17 protein-coding genes are annotated in these 20,962 nt (G+C 42.3%); 14 read left to right on the top strand and 3 right to left on the bottom strand.

The window, feature by feature from the left end; all coding sequences use genetic code 11:
- Positions 1-21: 21 nt before the first annotated feature.
- The 8 genes from RSK81_RS08735 to RSK81_RS08700 all read left to right on the top strand — a co-directional run bounded on the left by RSK81_RS08735 (position 22) and on the right by RSK81_RS08700 (position 11,849).
- Positions 22-963 carry a hypothetical protein gene (locus RSK81_RS08735; RefSeq protein WP_315686551.1) on the top strand — a complete coding sequence of 314 codons (942 nt, stop codon included), beginning with the start codon at positions 22-24 and terminating at the stop codon, positions 961-963.
- A 58-nt stretch (positions 964-1,021) separates the two neighbouring features.
- On the top strand, positions 1,022-1,993 hold the full coding sequence (locus RSK81_RS08730; protein WP_315686550.1) for a hypothetical protein: 972 nt from the start codon (positions 1,022-1,024) through the stop codon (positions 1,991-1,993).
- A gap of 232 nt (positions 1,994-2,225) precedes the next feature.
- Complete coding sequence (locus RSK81_RS08725; RefSeq protein ID WP_315686549.1) at positions 2,226-3,185, top strand: hypothetical protein; 960 nt, start codon at positions 2,226-2,228, stop codon at positions 3,183-3,185.
- A gap of 251 nt (positions 3,186-3,436) precedes the next feature.
- The gene (gene tehB / locus RSK81_RS08720; protein WP_061595094.1) at positions 3,437-4,300 is read left to right on the top strand and encodes an SAM-dependent methyltransferase TehB; all 864 of its coding nucleotides are present in this window, start codon (positions 3,437-3,439) and stop codon (positions 4,298-4,300) included.
- Positions 4,301-4,725: 425 nt separating this feature from the next.
- Positions 4,726-6,795, top strand: a complete 2,070-nt coding sequence (locus RSK81_RS08715; RefSeq protein WP_315686547.1) for a M13 family metallopeptidase — start codon at positions 4,726-4,728, stop codon at positions 6,793-6,795.
- A gap of 402 nt (positions 6,796-7,197) precedes the next feature.
- Positions 7,198-8,862 (top strand): C69 family dipeptidase, encoded by a 1,665-nt coding sequence (locus tag RSK81_RS08710; protein WP_315686546.1) that lies wholly within the window; start codon positions 7,198-7,200, stop codon positions 8,860-8,862.
- The gene (locus RSK81_RS08705; protein ID WP_002909271.1) at positions 8,855-9,676 is read left to right on the top strand and encodes a PrsW family glutamic-type intramembrane protease; all 822 of its coding nucleotides are present in this window, start codon (positions 8,855-8,857) and stop codon (positions 9,674-9,676) included. Before RSK81_RS08710 ends, RSK81_RS08705 begins: the two co-directional genes overlap by 8 nt.
- A gap of 124 nt (positions 9,677-9,800) precedes the next feature.
- Positions 9,801-11,849 (top strand): C69 family dipeptidase, encoded by a 2,049-nt coding sequence (locus RSK81_RS08700; RefSeq protein WP_315686544.1) that lies wholly within the window; start codon positions 9,801-9,803, stop codon positions 11,847-11,849.
- Between the two features lie 90 nt (positions 11,850-11,939).
- On the opposite strand, the gene RSK81_RS08695 is transcribed toward RSK81_RS08700, so the two are convergent.
- Positions 11,940-12,500: a TetR/AcrR family transcriptional regulator gene (locus tag RSK81_RS08695; RefSeq protein ID WP_268689043.1), complete on the bottom strand. Its 561-nt coding sequence runs from the start codon at positions 12,498-12,500 to the stop codon at positions 11,940-11,942.
- Between the two features lie 141 nt (positions 12,501-12,641).
- On the opposite strand from RSK81_RS08695, the gene RSK81_RS08690 reads away from it, so the two are divergent.
- The 6 genes from RSK81_RS08690 (at position 12,642) to RSK81_RS08665 (ending at position 19,143) form a co-directional block, all read left to right on the top strand.
- The gene (locus RSK81_RS08690) at positions 12,642-13,343 is read left to right on the top strand and encodes an ABC transporter ATP-binding protein (RefSeq protein WP_125340958.1); all 702 of its coding nucleotides are present in this window, start codon (positions 12,642-12,644) and stop codon (positions 13,341-13,343) included.
- A 1-nt stretch (position 13,344) separates the two neighbouring features.
- Entirely contained in the window at positions 13,345-16,068 is a 2,724-nt protein-coding gene (locus RSK81_RS08685; RefSeq protein ID WP_315686541.1) for an FtsX-like permease family protein, read from the top strand.
- A 93-nt stretch (positions 16,069-16,161) separates the two neighbouring features.
- Positions 16,162-17,010, top strand: a complete 849-nt coding sequence (locus tag RSK81_RS08680; RefSeq protein ID WP_315686539.1) for a metallophosphoesterase family protein — start codon at positions 16,162-16,164, stop codon at positions 17,008-17,010.
- 56 nt (positions 17,011-17,066) lie between these two features.
- Positions 17,067-17,516, top strand: coding sequence for an Rrf2 family transcriptional regulator (locus RSK81_RS08675; protein ID WP_002912933.1), 450 nt, complete (start codon positions 17,067-17,069; stop codon positions 17,514-17,516).
- Positions 17,517-17,746: 230 nt separating this feature from the next.
- Complete coding sequence (locus tag RSK81_RS08670) at positions 17,747-18,604, top strand: VOC family protein (RefSeq protein ID WP_315686538.1); 858 nt, start codon at positions 17,747-17,749, stop codon at positions 18,602-18,604.
- Positions 18,605-18,639: 35 nt separating this feature from the next.
- The gene (locus tag RSK81_RS08665) at positions 18,640-19,143 is read left to right on the top strand and encodes a methylated-DNA--[protein]-cysteine S-methyltransferase (RefSeq protein ID WP_315686537.1); all 504 of its coding nucleotides are present in this window, start codon (positions 18,640-18,642) and stop codon (positions 19,141-19,143) included.
- Between the two features lie 109 nt (positions 19,144-19,252).
- On the opposite strand, the gene RSK81_RS08660 is transcribed toward RSK81_RS08665, so the two are convergent.
- The gene (locus RSK81_RS08660; protein ID WP_315686536.1) at positions 19,253-19,945 is read right to left on the bottom strand and encodes an alpha/beta hydrolase-fold protein; all 693 of its coding nucleotides are present in this window, start codon (positions 19,943-19,945) and stop codon (positions 19,253-19,255) included.
- Positions 19,926-20,954 carry an ABC transporter substrate-binding protein gene (locus RSK81_RS08655; RefSeq protein ID WP_315686534.1) on the bottom strand — a complete coding sequence of 343 codons (1,029 nt, stop codon included), beginning with the start codon at positions 20,952-20,954 and terminating at the stop codon, positions 19,926-19,928. Before RSK81_RS08655 ends, RSK81_RS08660 begins: the two co-directional genes overlap by 20 nt.
- Positions 20,955-20,962: the final 8 nt, after the last annotated feature.

Here is a 20,962-nt window from a genome sequence, read left to right as displayed (position 1 = left end):
TTAATAGACTGGAGATTATATGTGAGTTTTAAAAAATTTTCATTATTATTTTTATTTTTTTCTGCTATAGTAGCTTTCTTTGTTTGGAAATACTATAAGGATGAGCAAGCAAAAAAGGCGCAAGATGACTATTACAATAGTATCTATTCTTATAGTGGTGATTATGAAATTGGTGACTATGTATTTTTGGGAGATAAGGGGTTAGTAGCACAATGGATCAGTAAAGATCCAAAAGAAGATAAGAAGATTCAGAAGTATATACAAAATGATTCGGACAACAAAACATTCTCTAGCAATGATGATGTCATTATTGCAGGAGAACGTTTTATAATTCGAAAAAATTTCAAATTAGCTTTTGGGGGGAAAAGTAATAGTAGTTTTAAGATTGTTATATATGATACTCAAAATCAGAAGTTAAAGAAGAAAGAATTTGATTTGTTGGAATGGCGGTATAAAAAGGGGAAAAAATGGAAGCTAACAAACATTGGACCTAAAATTGATAAGTTATCTGATGGACGAGAAGTGCTTTTGATTAATATTGTGACATATGTGGAAAAGACAGTAAATGGTGCACAAGATTCTGAAAGAGTCGTTGAAGCGTACTATCTGGATTTAGAATCTAATAAAATAATCAACTACACACCGGAGAATCAACAAATTGAGAGTTTATATTATTCAATTAATAAAGATTATCAGGGGGAAAATTTACCGGGAGATAGATTGCTTAAATTTGGAATTGACTTCAACTACAACACTGTAAATTTCAAAAAGGAATTCTTTAAACAAAGTAATAATCTCCCAATTCAGAAAGAGTATCCTAAGGCTTATCAAATTCTGCAAGAAAAGAACAGTGCATATTATCCAACTTTTAACAAAAACCGCAGTCCGAAGGATATTCTTAATAGTCTTTCACCCCTTATACCTCAGAACAGTACTATTTTACAAGATACAGAGATTCAATGAAAAATAGAGAATATGACACAGGCTATGCTTCTATTCAAAAAAAAGGAGGTGAATCTTGATGAATAGTTTAGAACCTAAAATAAAAAAGTATATTTTGATATTCATTTCGTTTCTAGCTATTTTTGGACTTTGGATGCTGCTCTCTTATGATAAAACAGAGCCTAAGCCAAAATTTAAGGAAGAATTCGCAGAAAGACCAGCATCTAAGATTGATGATATTCAAATAAAGCCATTGGAGGAAGGCCGTATTATTACAATCGAATCCCCGGATGTCAATGATCATTTTGATATAGGGCATGAAAAGTTTTACCAGCAAGAATGGCGGAGAAACATCAGTCTAGGAATTGATGACGAGAGGCAGAAAAAAGGAGAATATTATTTTCTTCATTCTTACGATATAGATACTAAGAAAGAGGAAAAGAAAATCGATATTTTTGCACTTATTCGTAAGTACAATCCTAATGCAGGAGTAAAGCTTCCTGGAGAGGTGGTTTACTATCAAGGGAAAGACTATTTTCGTATTACACTCCAAGAACAAGATAAGAAAAAGAAGGGATTCTATCCTCTAAAGGAAGTTTTTATTGATTTAGATAGTGGCAAAGTTATTGATGTTATTCGTGAACAGTCAAAGGGAATGGTACAATTTGATGTTGCTCTTAGTTTAACGAACTTATCAGAGCAGTTTGATAAAGAGGGATATAATATGAATCTTTGGTATAATAAACTAACACCTTCTTTAGAAAAGCATACAAATATACCAACAGGGCTAAATATATCACAAGATTATCCAGAGCTTGTGCATAAGTTAAATGAAGGGAAAATTAAGGTTTTCGTGCGTCAAGGAGACAATAGTTATGAGGAATGGTTTAATCTTATAATGCATTGGTTTGCGCCGGTTGGTCAAGATAGACTAGCTTTGTCAATTACTGATAAAGACACTGGTGAGGTAACAACAATCAACTCTTACCAAGATTACTTGGCTTGGCGAGAATCTCATCCGAAGGATAGTGAGGTACAAGGAAGTGAATAGTAGACATTGTGGGAACATGAACCTACTGGCAAATGACACTTACGCCAAGCGCGAGTCTATTAAAGGCCGCGAGCAAAACCGCGATATAGCAAGATAGATGAAGAATTTTAATACAAGATGAAAGATCGGGCGACCGGTCTTTTTTAGTATGCAACTCTGATTTTTGATTTATGCTATAATGGATAATAAAGTATGTCAATTTATTGTCTAATGAGTATCTGGAGGTTTATATATGAAATTGTCGAAAAAAAGTAAGTTGATTATCGTTGTGCTGCTGTTGCTTATGTTCTTACCCTATCTAGCTTATCAGGGATATGTGGCATACTATATAACCCCATATTATAAAATTACATTAAAAAAGAAAATTCAATCTTATCAATTTATTGAAAATAATAATGCTTTGGTAATGAAATGGTCTTATGAAAACCCCTTGGATTATTGGTTAACAAAAGCAAATAAAAGATTGTATCCTCAGGATGCACGAGTGGGTGGATCAAAAATTGTACAAGAGTATCAAAAGCTAAATAGTAATGGAAATATTCATAATGTAGCAGAAGGGAAAGAGTATTGGGGGATTACCGTCTACAATACAAAAGGGGGGAAACTGACTTCTAAGGATTATGATATTTTTAAGATGGTTAGAGAATATGATTCAGATGCTGTCCCAAGTAGAATACAAAATACTGTATATGTAAGTAAGGGAAGAGAGTTATTAGATATTTATCTTAAGACATCAGCAAATAATTATACAGACGGTTTCCTTAAATCTATTGATTTGAACAGTGGTAAGATTGTTGAGGCCGGTGATGAACAGGATAAATGGACAGCTGAAAGCTCTTCGTATTTTAGTCAGTTATTACCTTTATCATCAGATTATTTTTTACATAACTCTGGATTGTATCTTAATAAAGGTAAAAAACTAGCTTCGGCTGCCCTTATCCGCCAAAAATATCCTAAATCAGCTGCACTTTTAGAAGACGAGAATGGTATGATTGCTATTTTGACTGACAAACCTGATTTTGAAAACAGTCTTTCGTTTTTACAGTTACTGTATAAAAAAGGAGTCAATTTATTTGAAAATGTGACGATTCCAGCAGATAGCTCAATAGATGGTCAGGAACATATTGTCAACAGCCAAGAAGAGTTTGTCAAGTATTATAATTTTGAACAAGTATCACCTTCTAAGAAGTAACTAATAGCTTTAAGCTATCAGCTTAAAAAGACTAGATGTTTAAGATGAATAGAAAGGATAATTAGATGAGTCGTAAAGAGATAGATGCTGAAAAGTAAACTTTCTATGTGAGAAAGAACTGGCTGATTGGCCAGTTTTTTCTTTTTGCAGGGAAGGACATTTCAATTTGCCACTTGTCAAGTAGGTTCTTTTCGAGTATGATAAAGACAGTTAGATTATTTGTAGCTTGGCTTTCAGAGAAAGGATTTTTTATGACAGAAGAATTGCTAGCCTATAAACGTATGCCGCTGTGGACTGCTGAGACCATGCCAGAAGCGGTAAAGAGAAAGCACAATACCAAAGAGGGAACTTGGGGTAAAATCACTGTTCTCAAGGGACATCTTAAGTTTGTCGAGATGTCAGAGGAGGGTGAGGAGCTGGCTGAGCACATCTTTGAAGCTGGTCAGGACAATCCTTTTGCCCAGCCCCAAGCTTGGCATCGGGTTGAAGCCCTGACTGATGACCTAGAGTGGTATTTGGAGTTTTACTGTCGGCCTGAGGATTATTTCCCAAAGAAATACGGCAGTAATCCAGTGCACTCAGAGGTTTTGGAAGCTATGCAGACAGTCCGGCCAGGGCGGGCGTTAGACCTAGGCTGTGGTCAAGGTCGCAATGCTCTCTTTCTAGCCAAGCAGGGCTTTGAAGTGACGGCTGTAGATCAGAATGAGCTGGCACTGGAGATCTTACGGAGCATTGTGGAGCAGGAGGATTTAGATCTGCCAGTGGGTAGCTACGATATCAACTCAGCTAGTTTGACCCAGACTTATGATTTGATTGTTTCCACCGTTGTACTTATGTTCCTGCAGGCGGAGCGGATTCCGGATATTATCCGCAATATGCAAGAGCACACAGCGCTTGGCGGCTACAATCTCATCGTCTGTGCTATGGATACAGAAGACTTCCCATGCTCTGTGCCCTTTCCTTTTACTTTTAAGGAAGGTGAGCTTGCCGAGTATTATAAAGGGTGGGAGCTGGTTAAGTACAATGAAAATCCTGGTCACCTCCATCGACGTGATGAAAACGGCAATCGAATTCAGCTGCGCTTTGCGACTATGCTGGCTAAAAAGGTTCAGTAGAAGACAGTAGGACAGAAGTTGATTTTTGAAAATTTAGCTTGGCTCACTTATTTTGAGGCTCTGGTTTAAAAGGTCTGGGAGAAAATTTAAATTATCTCAACCTCAATATTTTTTGAAGATAATAAAGCTAGACTGAGGCATTTTTGTCCCAGTCTTTTTTATTTTAGTAAAAAACTTTAGAAATATTTTAGAATTTCTTGAGAAATATCTGAAGTTTAGAGGCTATACTAGAAAGTGCAAGGGGGAGAGAAAAGAGCTGGAAGCAACAGGACAGCTGGTAGAAAACTTTAGTTTTTCTTTAAGTGTGAGTCTAGAGCAGATCACTTTTAAAAGCAGACTGAAAGACCTTATTCTCTCCTCTTGCGGCAATTTTTTCCAGACCTTCAGTTTTCTGTTGACGAGGAAAAAAGAATATGTTAAAGTAAATGAGTAAAATAAAAAAGTCAATTATAATTTACTTAATATACAAGGAGGAACTCATGAAGAAAAGAACCAAAATCATTCTAACTTCTACGTTGACTGTGACCGGCCTAATCTTGGCTGCCGGTGGCTACTGGGCTTATAAGACCTTTGTCCCTCAGGAGACACCGATCGATAAGAATGCCACAGTGAGGACCAATTACTATCAGGCCATCAATAAAAAATGGCTGGAAAAGGCAGAGATCCCTAGCGACCAGCCGTCTAACGGTGTGTTTTATGAGCTGAACGAGAAGGTCAAGGATAAGATGAAGGCGGATGTCAAAAATCTAGTCTCTGGTAAGGAAGAGTCTACGATTGAAGGCATGCCTGAGTTTATCAAATACTACCAGCAAGCGACTGACTTCAAGCAGCGGGAAAAGGATGGCTTAGATCCTCTCAAGTCCTATCTCAAGGAAATTGAAGACTTGTCCGATCCGAAGGACCTAGCTGGCAAGGCTGTTGACTGGGAAAAGCGTGGTCTAGCACTGCCGTTTACCCTTGAAATTAGTTCTAACCTAGAAAATACCAATCAGAAACAAGTGAATCTGTCCAGTCCAAGTCTTATGCTGCCGGATAAGAGCTACTATGAAGATGAAGGTGCTAAGAAAAGGATGATGGATCCGCTGGAAAAAGCATTCAAAGAAGCCATGCAAAAGCTGGGCTACAGTGAAAAAAACAGCGAAAAGATTGTCAAAGAAGCCTTAGAATTTGATGGAGAACTGGCCAAGTATGCCCAAAGTAATGAAGAAACTTCGGAAATTAAAAATCTTCACCATCCTAAGACGGCTGAAGACATCAATGCCTACTCTGATACCTTTAAGTTTCACGATATTATCAATGACTATCTAGGCCAGGAAGCTGGTGATGTCAATGTACCTAACCCTAAGTATTATGAAAATTTTGCCAAGGTAGTTAATGACAAGAACTTTGGCAAGCTCAAATCTTGGATGCTTGTGAAGCAGGCAGCATCAGCATCTAGTTTTCTAACCGATGACTATCGGCTGATTTTTGCAGAGTACCAAAAATCCTTGCAAGGTACTAAGGAAGCAACTTCAAAAGAAGATGCAGCATACAATCTGACAACAGGAACTTTTTCAGATGTCTTCAGTCTTTACTACGGTCGCAAATACTTTGGTGAGGAAGCCAAGCAAGAAGTGACCCAAATGGTCAAGGATATCAAGGAAGTCTATCGGGAACGTATGCTGAAAAACGAATGGCTATCAGAAGAAACCAAGCAGAAAGCAGTCAAGAAGCTGGATACGATGAAACTCTATATTGGCTATCCTGAAAAAGTTCGTGAAGTGACTAAGGCTTTGAAAGTAGACGATAAGAAATCCTTCTTTGAGAATGCAATTGCTTTGAGTCAGGCAAAACATCAATATGATGTTGAGCACTTCTCTGAGCCAGTAGACAAGGACGAGTGGGTCATGCCTTCCTATGATATCAACGCTTACTACTCACAGGAAAATAACAGTATCAACTTCCCAGCCGCAATCCTGCAGAATCCATTCTTTGATGTTAAGCAAGAAATGGAAAAGAACTACGGCGGTATCGGTATGGTTATCGGTCACGAGATTACTCACGCCTTTGACTCAAACGGTGCAAACTTTGATGAAGAAGGGAATTTGAACAATTGGTGGACAGAAGCAGATAAGAAAGCTTTTGACAAGAAAATTGAAGCTGTTACCAAGCAGTGGGATGGTATTGAAATCTACGGTGGCAAGGTCAATGGCAAGCTTACGGTAACAGAAAATGTAGCCGATGCGGGTGGACTTTCAGCCACTCTCGAAGTTGTGAAAAAGAAATATCCAGATGCAGACTTGAAGAATTACTTTGAAAACTATGCCAATATCTGGAGAAGCAAGGCTAGTCTGCAATTTAACCAACTTCTCCTGAAGGTAGATGTTCATGCTCCTTCCGAGCTGCGGGTCAACCAGCAACTCAAAAATGTAGAGGCCTTCTATGAAACCTATCCAGAAATCAAAGAAGGTGATGCCATGTATCTGGCTCCAGATAAGCGGGTCAGCGTATGGTAAGATTGCTTGTCTAGAGAAGACGGTAAAATAATATAAGTTATGAAGAACAACCAGTTTGGTAATAGGAGAGAAGTTTGTTCTTTTTCTCCTATCCATTCTTTCCTGCGACACATGCGCGGCTGCGGGTTGTGCCTCCGCAGCCACGTGTCTTTAAAGTCAGATTTTATCTGGCTTTTTTCTTTTACAAAAAAATTTTTATACAGCTTGATATACACCTATGGAAATTTATACAACAGGCTTGGAGGGGCTGCTAGGTATACAGCTAGAGTAATTTTTTCCTAGGGGAATTTATTCATTTTAGCTAGCAGAAGAGGTTTTGGAAACGCTTGCAATCATATCAAGAGAATAGTATACTAAATATGCGATAAATATTTTATCAATTAATATACAAAGGAGAAACTGATGAAAAAGAAATTTTTCAGTTGGGCTATTTCAGCCTTGATGCTTCTTACACTCTTTCCTTTTCAGGCTGTCTCAGCCTGTACCGGCTTTATTATCGGGAAGGATTTGACGACGGATGGTTCGACTCTCTATGGTCGAACAGAGGACCTAGAGCCCAATCACAACAAGAATTTTGTGGTGCGGGAGCGCAAGTATAACAAGGCTGGTGATAAATTTGTAGATGAGACCAACGGCTTTAGCTTTGATTTGCCAACTGTTAGCTACAAGTATACGGCGGTACCGGATGTGACACCAGAGCAGGGAGTTTTCGATGAGGCCGGTTTTAATGAGGAAGGCGTTTCTATCTCTGCGACAGTCTCAGCTAGTGCCAATGATGATATTCAAAAAGTAGATCCTTATGTCAAGGACGGTATCGCTGAATCTGCTTTAACTTCTGTGATCCTGCCTCATGTAAAAACAGCAAAAGAAGGAGTAGAGTTATTAGCTAAAATTGTCAGGGAAAAAGGTGCAGCCGAAGGCAATATCGTGACGATTGCTGACAAGACGGGTGTATGGTATATGGAAATCCTTTCTGGCCATCAATATGCTGCCATCAAGTTTCCAGATGACAAATACGCTGTTTTTCCCAATACATTTTTCCTAGGCAGTGTAGATAAAAATGATACTGAAAACACGATTCTTTCAGCTGATCTTGAAAAAATAGCCCAGGATGCTGGCACCTATAAGGAAATCAATGGCAGCTTCCATGTAGCCCAATCCTATAATCCGCCGCTGGCTGAAGCTGACCGCTCTCGGGTTTGGTCTGGTATCAAGGCGCTGGATCCCAATGCAGATGTGCAATATGATGATGAATACTTTGAACTCATGCACTCAACCAGCGATAAGCTTAGTCTGCGTGATGCGATGAACTTGCAGCGCAATCGCTTGGAAGGAACAGACTTTAAACCACAAGATCAGATGGAGCTAGACGGAAAAGGGATTCCTGATAAAACCAAAGCAGACCCAGTTTATAAATATCCTATCTCCAATCCAAATGTCATGGAGGCTCACATCTTCCAGCTCAAGGATAATTTACCTGCCAATACTGGCGGGGGAATTCTCTGGCTGGCCATGGGAAGTCCGCGCAATGCACCCTACCTCCCTTACTATGGCAACATCAGCAATACCTCTCAGCCTTATCAAGAAATGAGTACAGCCTACAATGAGAATTCCTGGTATTGGACTGTTAGCCGCATCAATGATTTGGTTGCAAAATATCCAGAACTATTTGAAGATGGCTCTATTCGCACTGAAATTGAGCGTATGGAAAGCCAATGGATGGAGGAACAGCCAGCTCATGACAACGAGCAGATTAGTCTATCTGAACAGCCAGAACAAGCCAGTCTGAAAGCAACAAAAGATTCTATGGAGCGAGCGGATTCAGTCTTTAAGCGCCTTAAGGAAATTCAGAAGATTGCTGAAGATAAGGTCGTGGCTGAATATGGTACAAGTGCTTTAGAAGAGATTGAGGAGTTAGAGGACTCTGACACAGAGGAGACCATTCGTCTGGAAGATTTTGACTATGATATTGCTATTGCAGGAGGCATCTTTGTGCTGACTGTCATTGGAATAGCGATTTATCTTGTCAAAGGAAAAAATAGAAAAGGAGCAGACAGTCATGAATAAAACAAGAAGAATTGCTCTCTATATCTACTTAGTCCTAGCTGGTATCGGCTTGCAGTTTGAGCTTGGGAGCATGGCAGAGAAGGATGTCACCTTAGAAGCTGGCCGCGACTTGGTTCTGAACTTAGCTGTTTTAGCTGCTTTTTTCCTGCCTTTCTATTTCTTGATTAAAAAACTTGCCAAGAAGTTATCGGTTGAGATGATTGTTCTAGCAACAGCCCTCTTTGGAGGTGCCTTTATCTCTGGCTGGCTAAGCTTTGCGGGCAATAGTTTGATTGATATTATTAACTCTAACTTTATCAAGGATCCTGCTGTTTTCAATGATTGGACAAATGCACTGACAGCTCCTTTTGCAGAGGAATTTTTCAAGTCTCTGACAGCCTTTGCCGCTCTCTACATTTTGGGACGCAAGGATATTCAGTCTGTCTTAATCGCTGGACTGAGTTCGGGTTTTGGCTTTCAAGTCATAGAGGATATTGGCTATGTATCCAGAGTGACTTTCGGAGGACAATATAGTGGTTCCTTAGAAGCAGTTGGCAGAATTGCTGGCGGATTGGCTTCGCATACTCTCTATACAGCAGTGGTGACTGTTGGGGTTTATCTTCTCTTTTCCACGGCTTACAAGAAATACCGTCTCTTTGGTCTCTGGTGCGTCGTGTCAACCGTTGCCAATCACTTTATTTGGAACTCTCCTTTCTTCGAAACAGAGCATCGGATTAACATCGTTGTCGGTTTCTTATTTGCCTTTCTCGTTGCTACCTTTATAGAAGTCTACCGACTGGTTTTGAAGGAGAAAAAGACAGATTTAGAAATTTAAATAATTTTCAGGGAATATATCAAACAAGAGCTTGAAATCGCTTGCAAAGTCTGAATTAAAAGGCTATACTGAATATAGTATTTAATTTTGTAATTTTTTACAAAAAAACAAAGGAGATATTTTTATGAAAAAAATATTGTTTCGTTCCTTGTTAGCTCTTTCGACCATTTTCCTCTTTCCTTTCCAAGTGGTCGAAGCCTGCACAGGATTTATCGTCGGGAAAGACCTGACTGCAGACGGCACAACGCTTTACGGTCGGACAGAGGACTTGGAGCCTAATCACAATAAGGTCTTTCTAGTTCATCCGAGAAAGACCAATGCGAGTGGTGCCAAGCTGGTTGACGAAACCAACGGTTTTGAATGGACCCTGCCGGCAGAAAGCTACAAGTATACCTCGGTCTCAGATGTGACCCCATCCCAAGGTATTTTTGACGAGGTTGGCTTCAATGAGTACGGAGTCTCTATTTCTGCGACTGTTTCTGCCAAGGCTAATGATGCCATCCAAAAAGTGGATCCTTATGTAGCAAATGGCTTGGCAGAGTCTATCCTGACAACTGTCGTTCTGCCTCATGTTCAGACTGCCCGTCAGGGTGTGGAGCTGATGGCACAGATCGTCAGAGAGCAGGGAGCAGCAGAGGGGAATATTATCACCATTGCTGACAAGACTGGTGTCTGGTATATGGAAATCCTATCTGGCCACCAATATGTTGCTATTAAATTCCCAGATGACAAGTATGCAGTCTTTCCTAATACTTTCTTCTTAGGCGGTGTTGATTTTGATGATACGGAAAATGTCATTGCCTCAAAAGGTGTTCAGGATGTTGCCAAGCAAGCTAACTCTTATAAAGAAATTGACGGCAAATTCCACATTTCTCAGTCCTACAATCCACCGATGGCAGAGGCAGATCGTTCGCGTGCCTGGGCAGGTATCACCAGTCTAGATCCAAATGCGGCCGTATCTTATAACGACTCTTACTTTGATCTCATGCACTCCACAGACAGAAAGATCAGTGTAGCAGATGTCATGGCTATGCAGCGCAATCGCTTTGAGGGTACTCAGTTCAAACCGCTGGACCAAATGGAGCTAGATGGTAAGGGGCTGCCACAACGTGGTACGACAGACCCTGTTTACAAATATCCGCTGGGCAACCCAAATGTCATGGAAGCTCATATCTTCCAGCTCAAAGACGGTGTTCCAGCCAATATGGGCGGAGGCACTATGTGGCTGGCGGTAGGCAGTCCGCGCTTCTCACCTTACCTGCCTTATAATGGGAATATCAAGGATACTTACGATGCTTATAAGGTCAACACAACTAGCTACAGTCCAGACTCTTGGTACTGGGTAGCATCTCATATCTACGATATGGCAGCCAAGCATCAGGACCTCTTTGGTACTTCTGTCCAAGACAAGTGGAAGGCCTTGGAAGCCCGATTTATTGAGGAGCAAAATGCTCTAGATGCAGCCAATGCAGCTCTGCCAGACTCTTCAGCCAAAGTCACAGAGGAAACACAGGCTCGAGCAGCGCAAGTCTTTAAGGAAATGAAAGAGCTAGAAGCAGAAATGGAAGCTAAAATCAAGGAAGCAGCAAAAACCACTCCTTATAGCTCCAGCAAAGATTCTAGCAGCGCTTCATCAACTCAAAGTTCGTCATATTCTTCTTCAGCAACTTCTAGTAGTTTTGACACACGGACAGAAGTCAATGTAGAAGATGACAGCTTGGTGGATGTCGCAACTGGCATTCGCTTGAAAAATGCTGACTTGGTCAAGGCTGGTCTTCAGCTGTCAGTGAAAAAAATTGAAAGCAAGATTCAGCCGACAGATACCTATGACATTAGCTTGACCGATCCGAATGGTCAGCCGGTGCATCAGGTCAGTCCAACCCTTGTGACGATTCCAGTTCGCAAAGACCTGCCAGTAGATGCCGTCTATGCTCTGGATGAAAATGGCAAGCAGGTTGAGAAATTTGATGTAACGGTTAATCAAAACCAGACCCTCAGCTTCACGACCAATCATTTCTCTGTTTACCAAGTGCAGTATCGAAATGAGCAGTCCGTCAAGGCCAAGAAAAAAGACCTGCCATCAACAGGTGAGCAAGTGACCATCATGGGCCTTGCAGGCTTGATTATCCTAGCAGGAGTCTTCTTCCTTTTGAAGAAAACAAAGAAAAACTAATCTAAAATAAAAAGAAGGCCGAGCAAAATGTTCGGCCTTTCATAGTGGAAAAAACGACTCTTGTCCAGGCTATCCTTCAAGCTAGAGCCTTTATCTTAAATAATCATAGTTATAAGTAGTCAAAATTATGTCAGTGAGTTCTTCAGGTTCTTCTTGAGCTCCGCCGGCTATCCAAAGAGAAATAATCCCCTCAACACTGGATAGGAAGATTTCCAAGGCGTATTTCTGTGGGATGTGAAAATTCTCCTCTAAAAAACGCTGGGTAGAAGCCTTTTGCTTATTACTCAGAATGATAGTGGTTATGTACTCCCGAATAGCCCCGCGAAAGTCAATATAATGGCTCTTGGTCAGGGCATTGATAAGACGTTCATTAGCGCGCAGTATATGAAATTTTGCTATCATTAACTTTTTGGGATATTCATTCTCCGCTTCAAACATACTATAACTAGAAAGTTGGGAAATAATGTCGCTTTTGAGACTATCAACCATCTGATACTTATCTTGGTAGTGGAGGTAGAAGGTGCCGCGATTAATCCCTGCCCGTTTGCAGAGTTTGCTGATGGAGATATTATCAAACCTTTCCTCTGATAGTAGCTGAATCAAGGCTTCTTTGATGTCTTCCTTAGTGCTAGTTTTTCGTTTCTGGACCATTTTTCTTCCTTTTTCCTTAAATCAACACTTTGTTGATTTTTGATTATTGCTTTTTATCTAAGCTCATTATATAATATCTGTGATTTAGAATCAACACCTTGTTGATTTAAGGAAAAGAGCTTTGAAAAGGAGAGAGACGATATGGCTTACATTGAAATGAAACATAGCTTTAAACGTTATCAGGTAGGTGACACAGAAATTGTCGCTAATCACGATATTTCTTTTGAGATTGAAAAGGGAGAACTGGTCATTATCCTGGGTGCTTCTGGTGCTGGTAAGTCTACGGTGCTCAATATCCTCGGCGGTATGGATACCAATGATGAGGGAGATATCCTGATAGACGGCCAGAATATTGCTGACTACAATTCCCACCAGCTTACGGACTATCGCCGCAATGACGTGGGCTTTGTCTTTCAGTTTTACAATTTGGTGCCCAACCTGACGGCCAAGGAAAATGTCGAATTGGCTTCTGAAATCGTCAAAGATGCTCAAGATCCAGTGGCCGTTCTAACCGCAGTTGGTATGGAAAATCGCCTCAATAATTTTCCAGCGCAGTTGTCAGGTGGGGAGCAGCAGCGGGTCTCTATTGCTCGGGCTGTGGCAAAAAATCCTAAGATTTTGCTCTGCGATGAGCCGACAGGGGCTTTGGACTACAATACCGGCAAGCAAGTGCTGCAAATTTTACAGGATATGTCCCGCAATCAAGGGGCGACGGTGATTATCGTGACCCACAATGCTGCCTTGGCTCCCATTGCTGACCGGGTTATTCGCATGCATGACGCGAGAGTCAAGAGTGTTACAGTCAATGAAGAGCCTCAGGATATAAGTACATTGGAGTATTGATATGAAGAGAAAGATTTATTGGAAAGATATTCTGCGCTCCTTCACTAGCTCTAAAGGACGTTTCCTATCTATTTTAATCCTCATGATGCTGGGTTCTCTAGCTCTCGTGGGGCTCAAGGTCGCTCCTCCCAATATGCGCAGAACAGCTACAGATTACTTGAAAGAGCGGCGAACCATGGACTTAGCTGTTATGGCAGACTATGGTTTGGATGCGGAGGATCAGAAAGAGCTGGAAGCTATCAAGGGAGCTGATGTCGAGTTTGGCTATCTGACAGATGTCACCGTGGACGAGGAGGCCCTCCGAGTATTCTCAGATACCAAGGATATTTCAAACTTTCAAGTGGTCTCAGGCCGTCTACCTAAGAATAAGCAAGAAATTGCCCTGGCTAGCTTTTGGTCTAAGAAATATAAGCTTGGTCAGGAGATTGATCTGACCGAGAAAGCAGGCAGTCGGTCAGTTTTAAAAAACAAGACCTATAAGGTCGTGGGATTTGTCAACTCAGCAGAGCTCTGGTCTGATAGAAATCTGGGCAATGCGACTAGTGGCAGCGGTGCTTTATCAGCCTATGCTGTAGTCAGCCCCAAGGCCTTTGATACAGATGTTTACAGTATTGCCCGCCTGCGCTATCATGATTTAGAAAAGCTGGCTCCCTTCTCTGAAAGCTATCAGGAGCGTTTGGAGCAGCACCAGACTGCTTTGGACAAGAGCCTGGAAGATAACGGAGTGGCTCGCTTTAAGCGATTAGAGGCAGATGCCAAAAGCACCATTCAGAAGGGCCAAGATAAGATCGGTCAGGCTGAGAGTGAGCTGACCCAAGGTAAAAAACAGTTAGAGCAAGCTCAGAGTCAGCTAGACCAGCAAAAAAGCCAGCTAGAAGCAGCTCAATCCGCTTCTATCCTCCCTCCTGCACAGCTCAGCCAGAGCCAGCAGCAGATTCAGGAAGCTGAGTCCCAGCTCAATCAGAAAAAAGCAGAGCTAGCAAAGGCAGAGAAAGACTTATCAGCTAGCAAGGACAAGCTAGCTGACGCTAAGGCAAACCTTAGTCGTTTGAAAGAGCCGGCCTATCATAGCTATGACCGCAAGTCTCTGCCAGGTGGGAATGGCTATCATATGTATAAAAACTCCATGAATAGTATTGCGTCGATTGGTAATATCTTCCCGGTGGTGCTCTATCTGGTGGCAGCTATGGTGACCTTCACTACCATGACGCGCTTTGTCGATGAGGAGCGAACAAATGCAGGCGTCTTCAAGGCTCTAGGCTATCATAGCCGAGATATCATTCGCAAGTTTGCCCTTTACGGTTTGGTGGCGGGGAGTCTAGGTACCCTCGTAGGGATTCTGCTGGGACATTATTTCTTGTCGGGAGTGATTTCTTCTATTATTACTAGAGGAATGGTACTTTCTGCCCCTCATGCATATTTTTATGTTTCCTATAGTTTACTGGCCCTTGGGCTTTCCCTTCTATCCAGTGTTCTTCCTGCCTATTTGGTGGCAAGACGGGAGCTGACAGAGGAAGCAGCTCACTTGCTTTTGCCCAAGCCGCCGGTCAAGGGCTCCAAGATTTTCTTGGAAAGACTGACCCTTATCTGGCGACGTCTTAGCTTTACTCAGAAGGTCACAGCTCGCAATATCTTTCGCTATAAGCAGCGGATGTTTATGACCATCTTTGGTGTGGCGGGTTCTGTTGCCCTGCTCTTTGCCGGCCTAGGACTCCAATCTTCTATTGGTGGTATTCCCAAACGTCAGTTTGAGGAGATTCTGCGCTACGACTTGATTGTCGCTGTCAATCCTGGGGAGAATCAAGCTGAGCAAGACGAGCTGAAAAAGATGTTGGCAGATGACTCGATTGCTGATTATCAGGAGATCTACAGTGAAACCTTGACAGAGAAATACAAAGGAAAAAAAGAGACAGAATCAGTCACTTTAATGGTTACGGACAAGGAAAATTTTGAACCTTTTATTTCTATGGAGAGTCCTGACAACCAGCAAAAGCTGACTATCAAGGACGGTGTAGTTGTTTCGGATAAATTGGCCCGTATAGCTGGAGTTAGCCCCGGTGGTAGTATAGAGCTGGGTGGTAAGTCAGTCAAGCTCACAGGAGTCAATGAGAATCATTTTGGCCATTTTGCCTTTATGAAGGCAACTGACTACCAGAAGATTTACGGGAAAAAGCCCGAGAAAAACGCTTATCTAGTGCGGATCAAGGACTCTTCTAGCAAAAATATTGTGGACAAGGCCAATGAATTTATGAGTCTCAAGTTTGTCAAGAGTGTTTCTCAAAATGCAAGCATGGTGAAGCAGTTCAATGTTTTAGCTGATTCTCTTAATAATACAATGCTAATTTTGGTCCTGATTTCCATTCTTTTAGCAATCGTCATTCTCTACAACCTGACCAATATCAATGTAGCTGAGCGGATTCGCGAGCTGTCCACTATCAAGGTTTTGGGCTTCCATAATAAGGAAGTGACCCTCTATATCTATCGAGAGACCATTATTCTGTCAGTGATTGGGATGGCAGTTGGGCTTCTAGGCGGTTTCTTCCTGCATCGTTTTTTGATTGAGAAGGTTGCGCCTAGCATTATCAGCTTAACCCCTCAAGTAAGTCTCTCAGTCTATCTGTTTCCTCTAACAGCGGTGACTCTTATTCTGACCTTGCTTGGCTTCTTTGTCAATTACCGCCTCAGAAGGGTGGATATGCTGGAAGCACTCAAGTCTGTTGATTGATAAAAAGACTTCAAAACTTTCACTCACTTGATGGGTGGAAGTTTTTTTGAACTTTGATATAATATTCCTTGTAAAGAAAGAGAAAGACACACAATGACACGAAAAATTGCCTTATTATCCGATGTGCATGGGAATAGCACAGCCTTGGAAGCAGTGCTGACGGATGCGGAAAGCCAGCAAGTGACAGACTATTGGTTTTTGGGGGACTTGCTCCTGCCAGGAACCGGTCGCAGAAATATCTTAGATAGGATGGAGCAGCTGCCCATCAGTCTCCAGGTCAGGGGGAATTGGGAAGACAGTCTCTGGCATGCCCTGCATCAAAAGTTAGACTTGACACGTCCCAGCCATCTCTACCTGACCCGGCTCTGCCATTTTGTCCTAGAGGAAATCCGTCCTGAAGAGATTGACCGCATGCAGGAACTTCCTCTGCAAGTCTTGACAGAAGTAAAGGGATTGAAGATTGCGGTCAGCCACCATCTGCCAGATAAGAATTGGGGACGGGAGCTGATTCATATTGGCGAGCAGAGCGATTTCGACCGCCTTTTTGATGGGAATGACTGTGCTGTTGCTGTTTATGGTCATATTCACCAACAGTTTCTCCGCTACGGGACCAAGGGACAGCTGATTATCAATCCCGGTTCTATTGGTCAGCCGTTCTTTCTAGATTCAGCTTTGCGTCAGGACTTGCGAGCCCAATATACCATTTTAGAGATAGATGAGACGGGTCTGGCTGATGTCGACCTTCGGCGCGTGGCCTACGATGTGGAGCAGGAGCTGAGATTGGCGCGGGAGCTCCACTTGCCTTACTATGAGATTTATCGGGAGAGCTTGGTCAATGGTATCCACCATACCCATAACCACGACCTGCTGCGGGAAATCAGTGAGCGGGAAGGCTATGCAGATGAGATTGCAGCTTTCTTAAAGTCCAGTCGTAACTCTTGAAGTTACACCCTTTTTGGGATATAATAGTGAGAGAAAATGATGAGGGAGGAGAGAAAATGCAGATTTCCAGCCGTTTTACCATTGCCACTCATATGCTGATTGTACTGGCTTTGGAGGGAAAAAAACAAAAACTGACAAGTGATATCCTTGCTGGCAGTGTTGGCGTCAATCCAGTTATTATTCGCAAAACCCTGTCTCAGCTCAAGAATGCCGGGATGATTACCGTTGCTCGTGGGACTGGAGGAGCAGAGATTGCCAAAGATTTGAAAGACATTAGCCTGTTGGACGTCTATAGCGCGGTTGAGTGTCTGGGCAAGAGCGGCCAGCTCTTTAGCTTTCATGACAAGCCCAATCCAGACTGTCCTATCGGCAAGAACATTCACAATGTTTTAGATGACCGCTTGGCAGCTATTCAGGCAGCCATGGAAGCTGAATTGGCTCAGACCAGTCTTGACGAAGTTGTCGCAGCGACCGAAAAAGAAATTAAAGAACAATCTGTTTCCTAGGAAGCAGGTTGTTTTTTGTTAAGAATTTTACGAGATGTAATTATTGACATTACATTAAGGTGTGGTATACTAATAGATGTAATATAATTGATTACAATTTCAAAAATAATCCTTCAGAGCAAATGGAGATGTGGAAGACCACATCAAGAAACGTATTTCTGTTTTGGGAAAATAAAAAAAGATTTGGCAGGAGCACTGCTGAAATTTTAAATTTAAGAGAGGAGAAAAACATGACTTTTGAATATCAAAGCAAGATTTATCTAGGAGAGGTGGCACTTTATGTGGCTGACCTAGCAAGACAAAGGGATTTTTATCAGCGTGTTTTAGGGCTGGAGCTTTTGGAAGAGCAGGACGGACAGGTGGCTTTGGGCAGGAACGGACAAGCGCTGGTGAGGCTCTTAGCGACTAGTGACCGTCAGACCGTTAAGTCGGCTTATGGTCTTTATCATCTGGCGCTTTTGCTTCCAAGCCGCCAAGCTTTGGCGGATATCCTTAAGCATTTATCAGAAAATAAAGTTCCTATGGTTGGAGGGGCGGACCACGGCTATAGTGAAGCCATTTATCTGGAGGACCCAGAAGGCAACGGCATTGAGCTTTATCGGGACAAGCCTCAGGCTGATTGGGATATTCGAGAAGATGGCCGCATTATCGGAGTGACGGAAGCTCTAGCTGCTCAAGAAATCTATGAACTGGGTCAGGAAGTCCAGCCGTTTAGTATTGCTGAAGGCACTCGTATGGGCCATGTCCATCTGTCTGTGAAAAATAGCAGAGCAGCCAGTCATTTTTACCAAAAGCTTCTAGGCTTGGAGGATAAATTTTCTGTACCTTCTGCTAGCTGGCTGGCATCCGGAAACTACCATCATCATTTAGCTGTTAATGAATGGGGAGGTTCTCACTTGAATCATCGCCAACCTAAGCAAATGGGACTAGCCTATTTTGAAGCGCAAGTAGAAGGGAAAGAAGACCTAGTAGCTATTTATGAAAATGCTCAGGACTTGCAAGCGCCAGTCCGATGGATTAGCTCCCAAGAGCTAGAAGTCACAGACCCAGATGGGATTGTGGCAAAAGTTAAGACAAGAGTGGTATAATAAGGCTTATCAAGAAGCTAAAAGAAAGAAAAAATATGTACAAGACTTATTATACATCGCCGATTGGCCGGATTCTCATCTTGACAGACGCAAATGCCTTGTTGGGGCTTTGGCTGGAGAATCAGAAATATTTTGGGGCAGGCTATGATCTGGAGCAAGCGCAGCAGGAGGAGACAGAAATAAGCCGACGCGTCTCTGCTTGGCTGGATGCTTATTTTAAGGGAGAAAATCCCGCAATAAATGAAATTTCATTGGCACCCCAAGTAACTGAGTTCAGAAGCAAGGTTCTGACAGTGCTGCAGAAGATTCCTTATGGACAAACGTCTACCTATTCAGACATTCTACGAGAATTACAAGCTGAGTACGGTAAGATTGGCTCGGCTAGAGCAGTCGGTGGCGCTATCGGTCATAATCCGATTTCCCTTCTGATTCCCTGTCATCGGATTGTCGGAAGCGACGGCAAGCTGACCGGCTATGCCGGCGGTCTTGATAAAAAAGCTTTCTTGTTGAAACTAGAGGCGGGAGAGAAAACGGAATAAATCTTTCTACTCAAGACTTTTACCATTTTACTGGTAAAAGTCTTTTGCTTGCATTAATAAACTAAAAAACCCCTTTGTCAGCTGCTGTAAGTGACAAAGGGGTTTTTCATTAGTCAATATGCCATTGTGTGGCCAGCCAGTCGGCAAAGGCAACATAGCGCTCTTTGAGGGCTTCATGATGCCCATAAGGGTCAAAGATGGAGCAGGTGGTAAGGATTTCTTTCTGAATCAAGCGATGAATTTCTTCAGCATAGAAAGGAGCCTTGGAAAGTCGGTTCGAGTGATTCGCACCTTCTGTCTTTCCATTCTGCAAATAGACTAGACAGTCCTTGTTTTTCAAGTCCTGTGTTCGGCAATAGTCGGTAAAACCCGGGTACCAAAAGGAACCGCAGATAGAAAAGACACAAGGAATCTCGCAGACGCTATAGAGACTGTAAACAGCCGCTAGTCCACCGAGAGAGTAGCCACCATAGGCAATTCTCTTGTCATCCAGTAGGTAGTGCTGTCTGATTTCTGCTAATATATCGTTGAATAGTTTCTGATGATAGCTATCTGCTCTGCCGCCAAAATCAGCATTGCCAGGCTTTAGAGCATTGGCTTTCCAGGGTGTATAATCGTCCAGCCTGTTGTTTGATATCAGTCCGATCAAGATTACCGATGAAGAAAGCCTGCTCAGGTAGTTTATCTGGCCATCATTTAGCAAGATTGCTGGATAAGGTCGTGATCCGTCATAATCTTGGGGCAGGGCAATATTGACAGTGATACCCTCCCAGACAAAGGTCTTATTTATTGATAAAGTCATTGATTTTCTCGAGTGAGTCAATTACAGAAGGACCATAATCCATGAACTCATCATAGGAGATGGTCATGATTTTCTGATTTTTGACCGCTGGGACATCTTCCAGAACTGGATTGGCTTTCATTAGATCAACTGCTTGCTCATCCATGGCCTTGTTTCGGTCGCTGGTTACATAGATGATGACTTCTGGATCCATAGAGACCAGATTTTCCAAGGTTAGGTCAGAGGTTCCGGTCGCTACATTGGTATAGCCGAGCTGGTTAAGCAGGCTCTCCTGCAGGGCAGATTTATAAGCACCGAAAGTCTCATCTTTGTAGGCACACATGATGAGCGCTTTTTTCTTTTCGCCTTGGCTAGTCTTATTGGCCTTCTTGACACTGTCAATTCTTGTCTGCAGCTGGTCAGCATACTGATTGGCCTTGTCTTGAACGTTAAAGATGGTTCCTATATTCTTGACATCTTCAACGATATTTCCTAGGTCTTGCTTGGTATTAGACAGGGAAGCCTTCTGTGTGTAGACAGGGATTTTGTTTTCATTCCAGGCACTGACTGTTCCCAGAGACTTCTCGGAAAACATCATGTTTCGGCCAAGAAGAGCGTCTGGCTCATAAGATAGCACAGTTTCCTGTGATACGTTTTTCTTGTCGCCGACTTGCGGAATGGTGGCAATATCAGCCTTGTATTTATCTGTGACATCGTTGTCTGGATTGAGCATACCAGCGATCTTGTCTTTCAATCCTAGTTCAATCAAGATTTCGGTCGTCGAAAGGTTGTTGGTGATGACCTTTTCCGGTGCCTTTTCAAAGATCTGATCAATCTCCTTGCCTTCGGCATCGTAAGTTTTGATTGTCACTGGATATTTTGTCTCTGCTGTGCTCTTTTTCGCGCTCTCTGTTTTGGAGGAAGATTGCGAAGTTGAGCTTTCTTTCGTACTTTCCTTAGATGAAGAATTGCAGGCTGCCATTGTCAGTGCAGCAGTTGCGACGAGTAAGATACTGAGTGTTTTTTTCATATTGCCTT

It is taken from the genome of Streptococcus sp. DTU_2020_1000888_1_SI_GRL_NUU_041A, assembly GCF_032387735.1.
Classification (GTDB): domain Bacteria; phylum Bacillota; class Bacilli; order Lactobacillales; family Streptococcaceae; genus Streptococcus; species Streptococcus sanguinis.
Note: the sequence above shows the minus strand (reverse complement) of the source record. Positions and strands in the feature narration are given on the sequence as shown.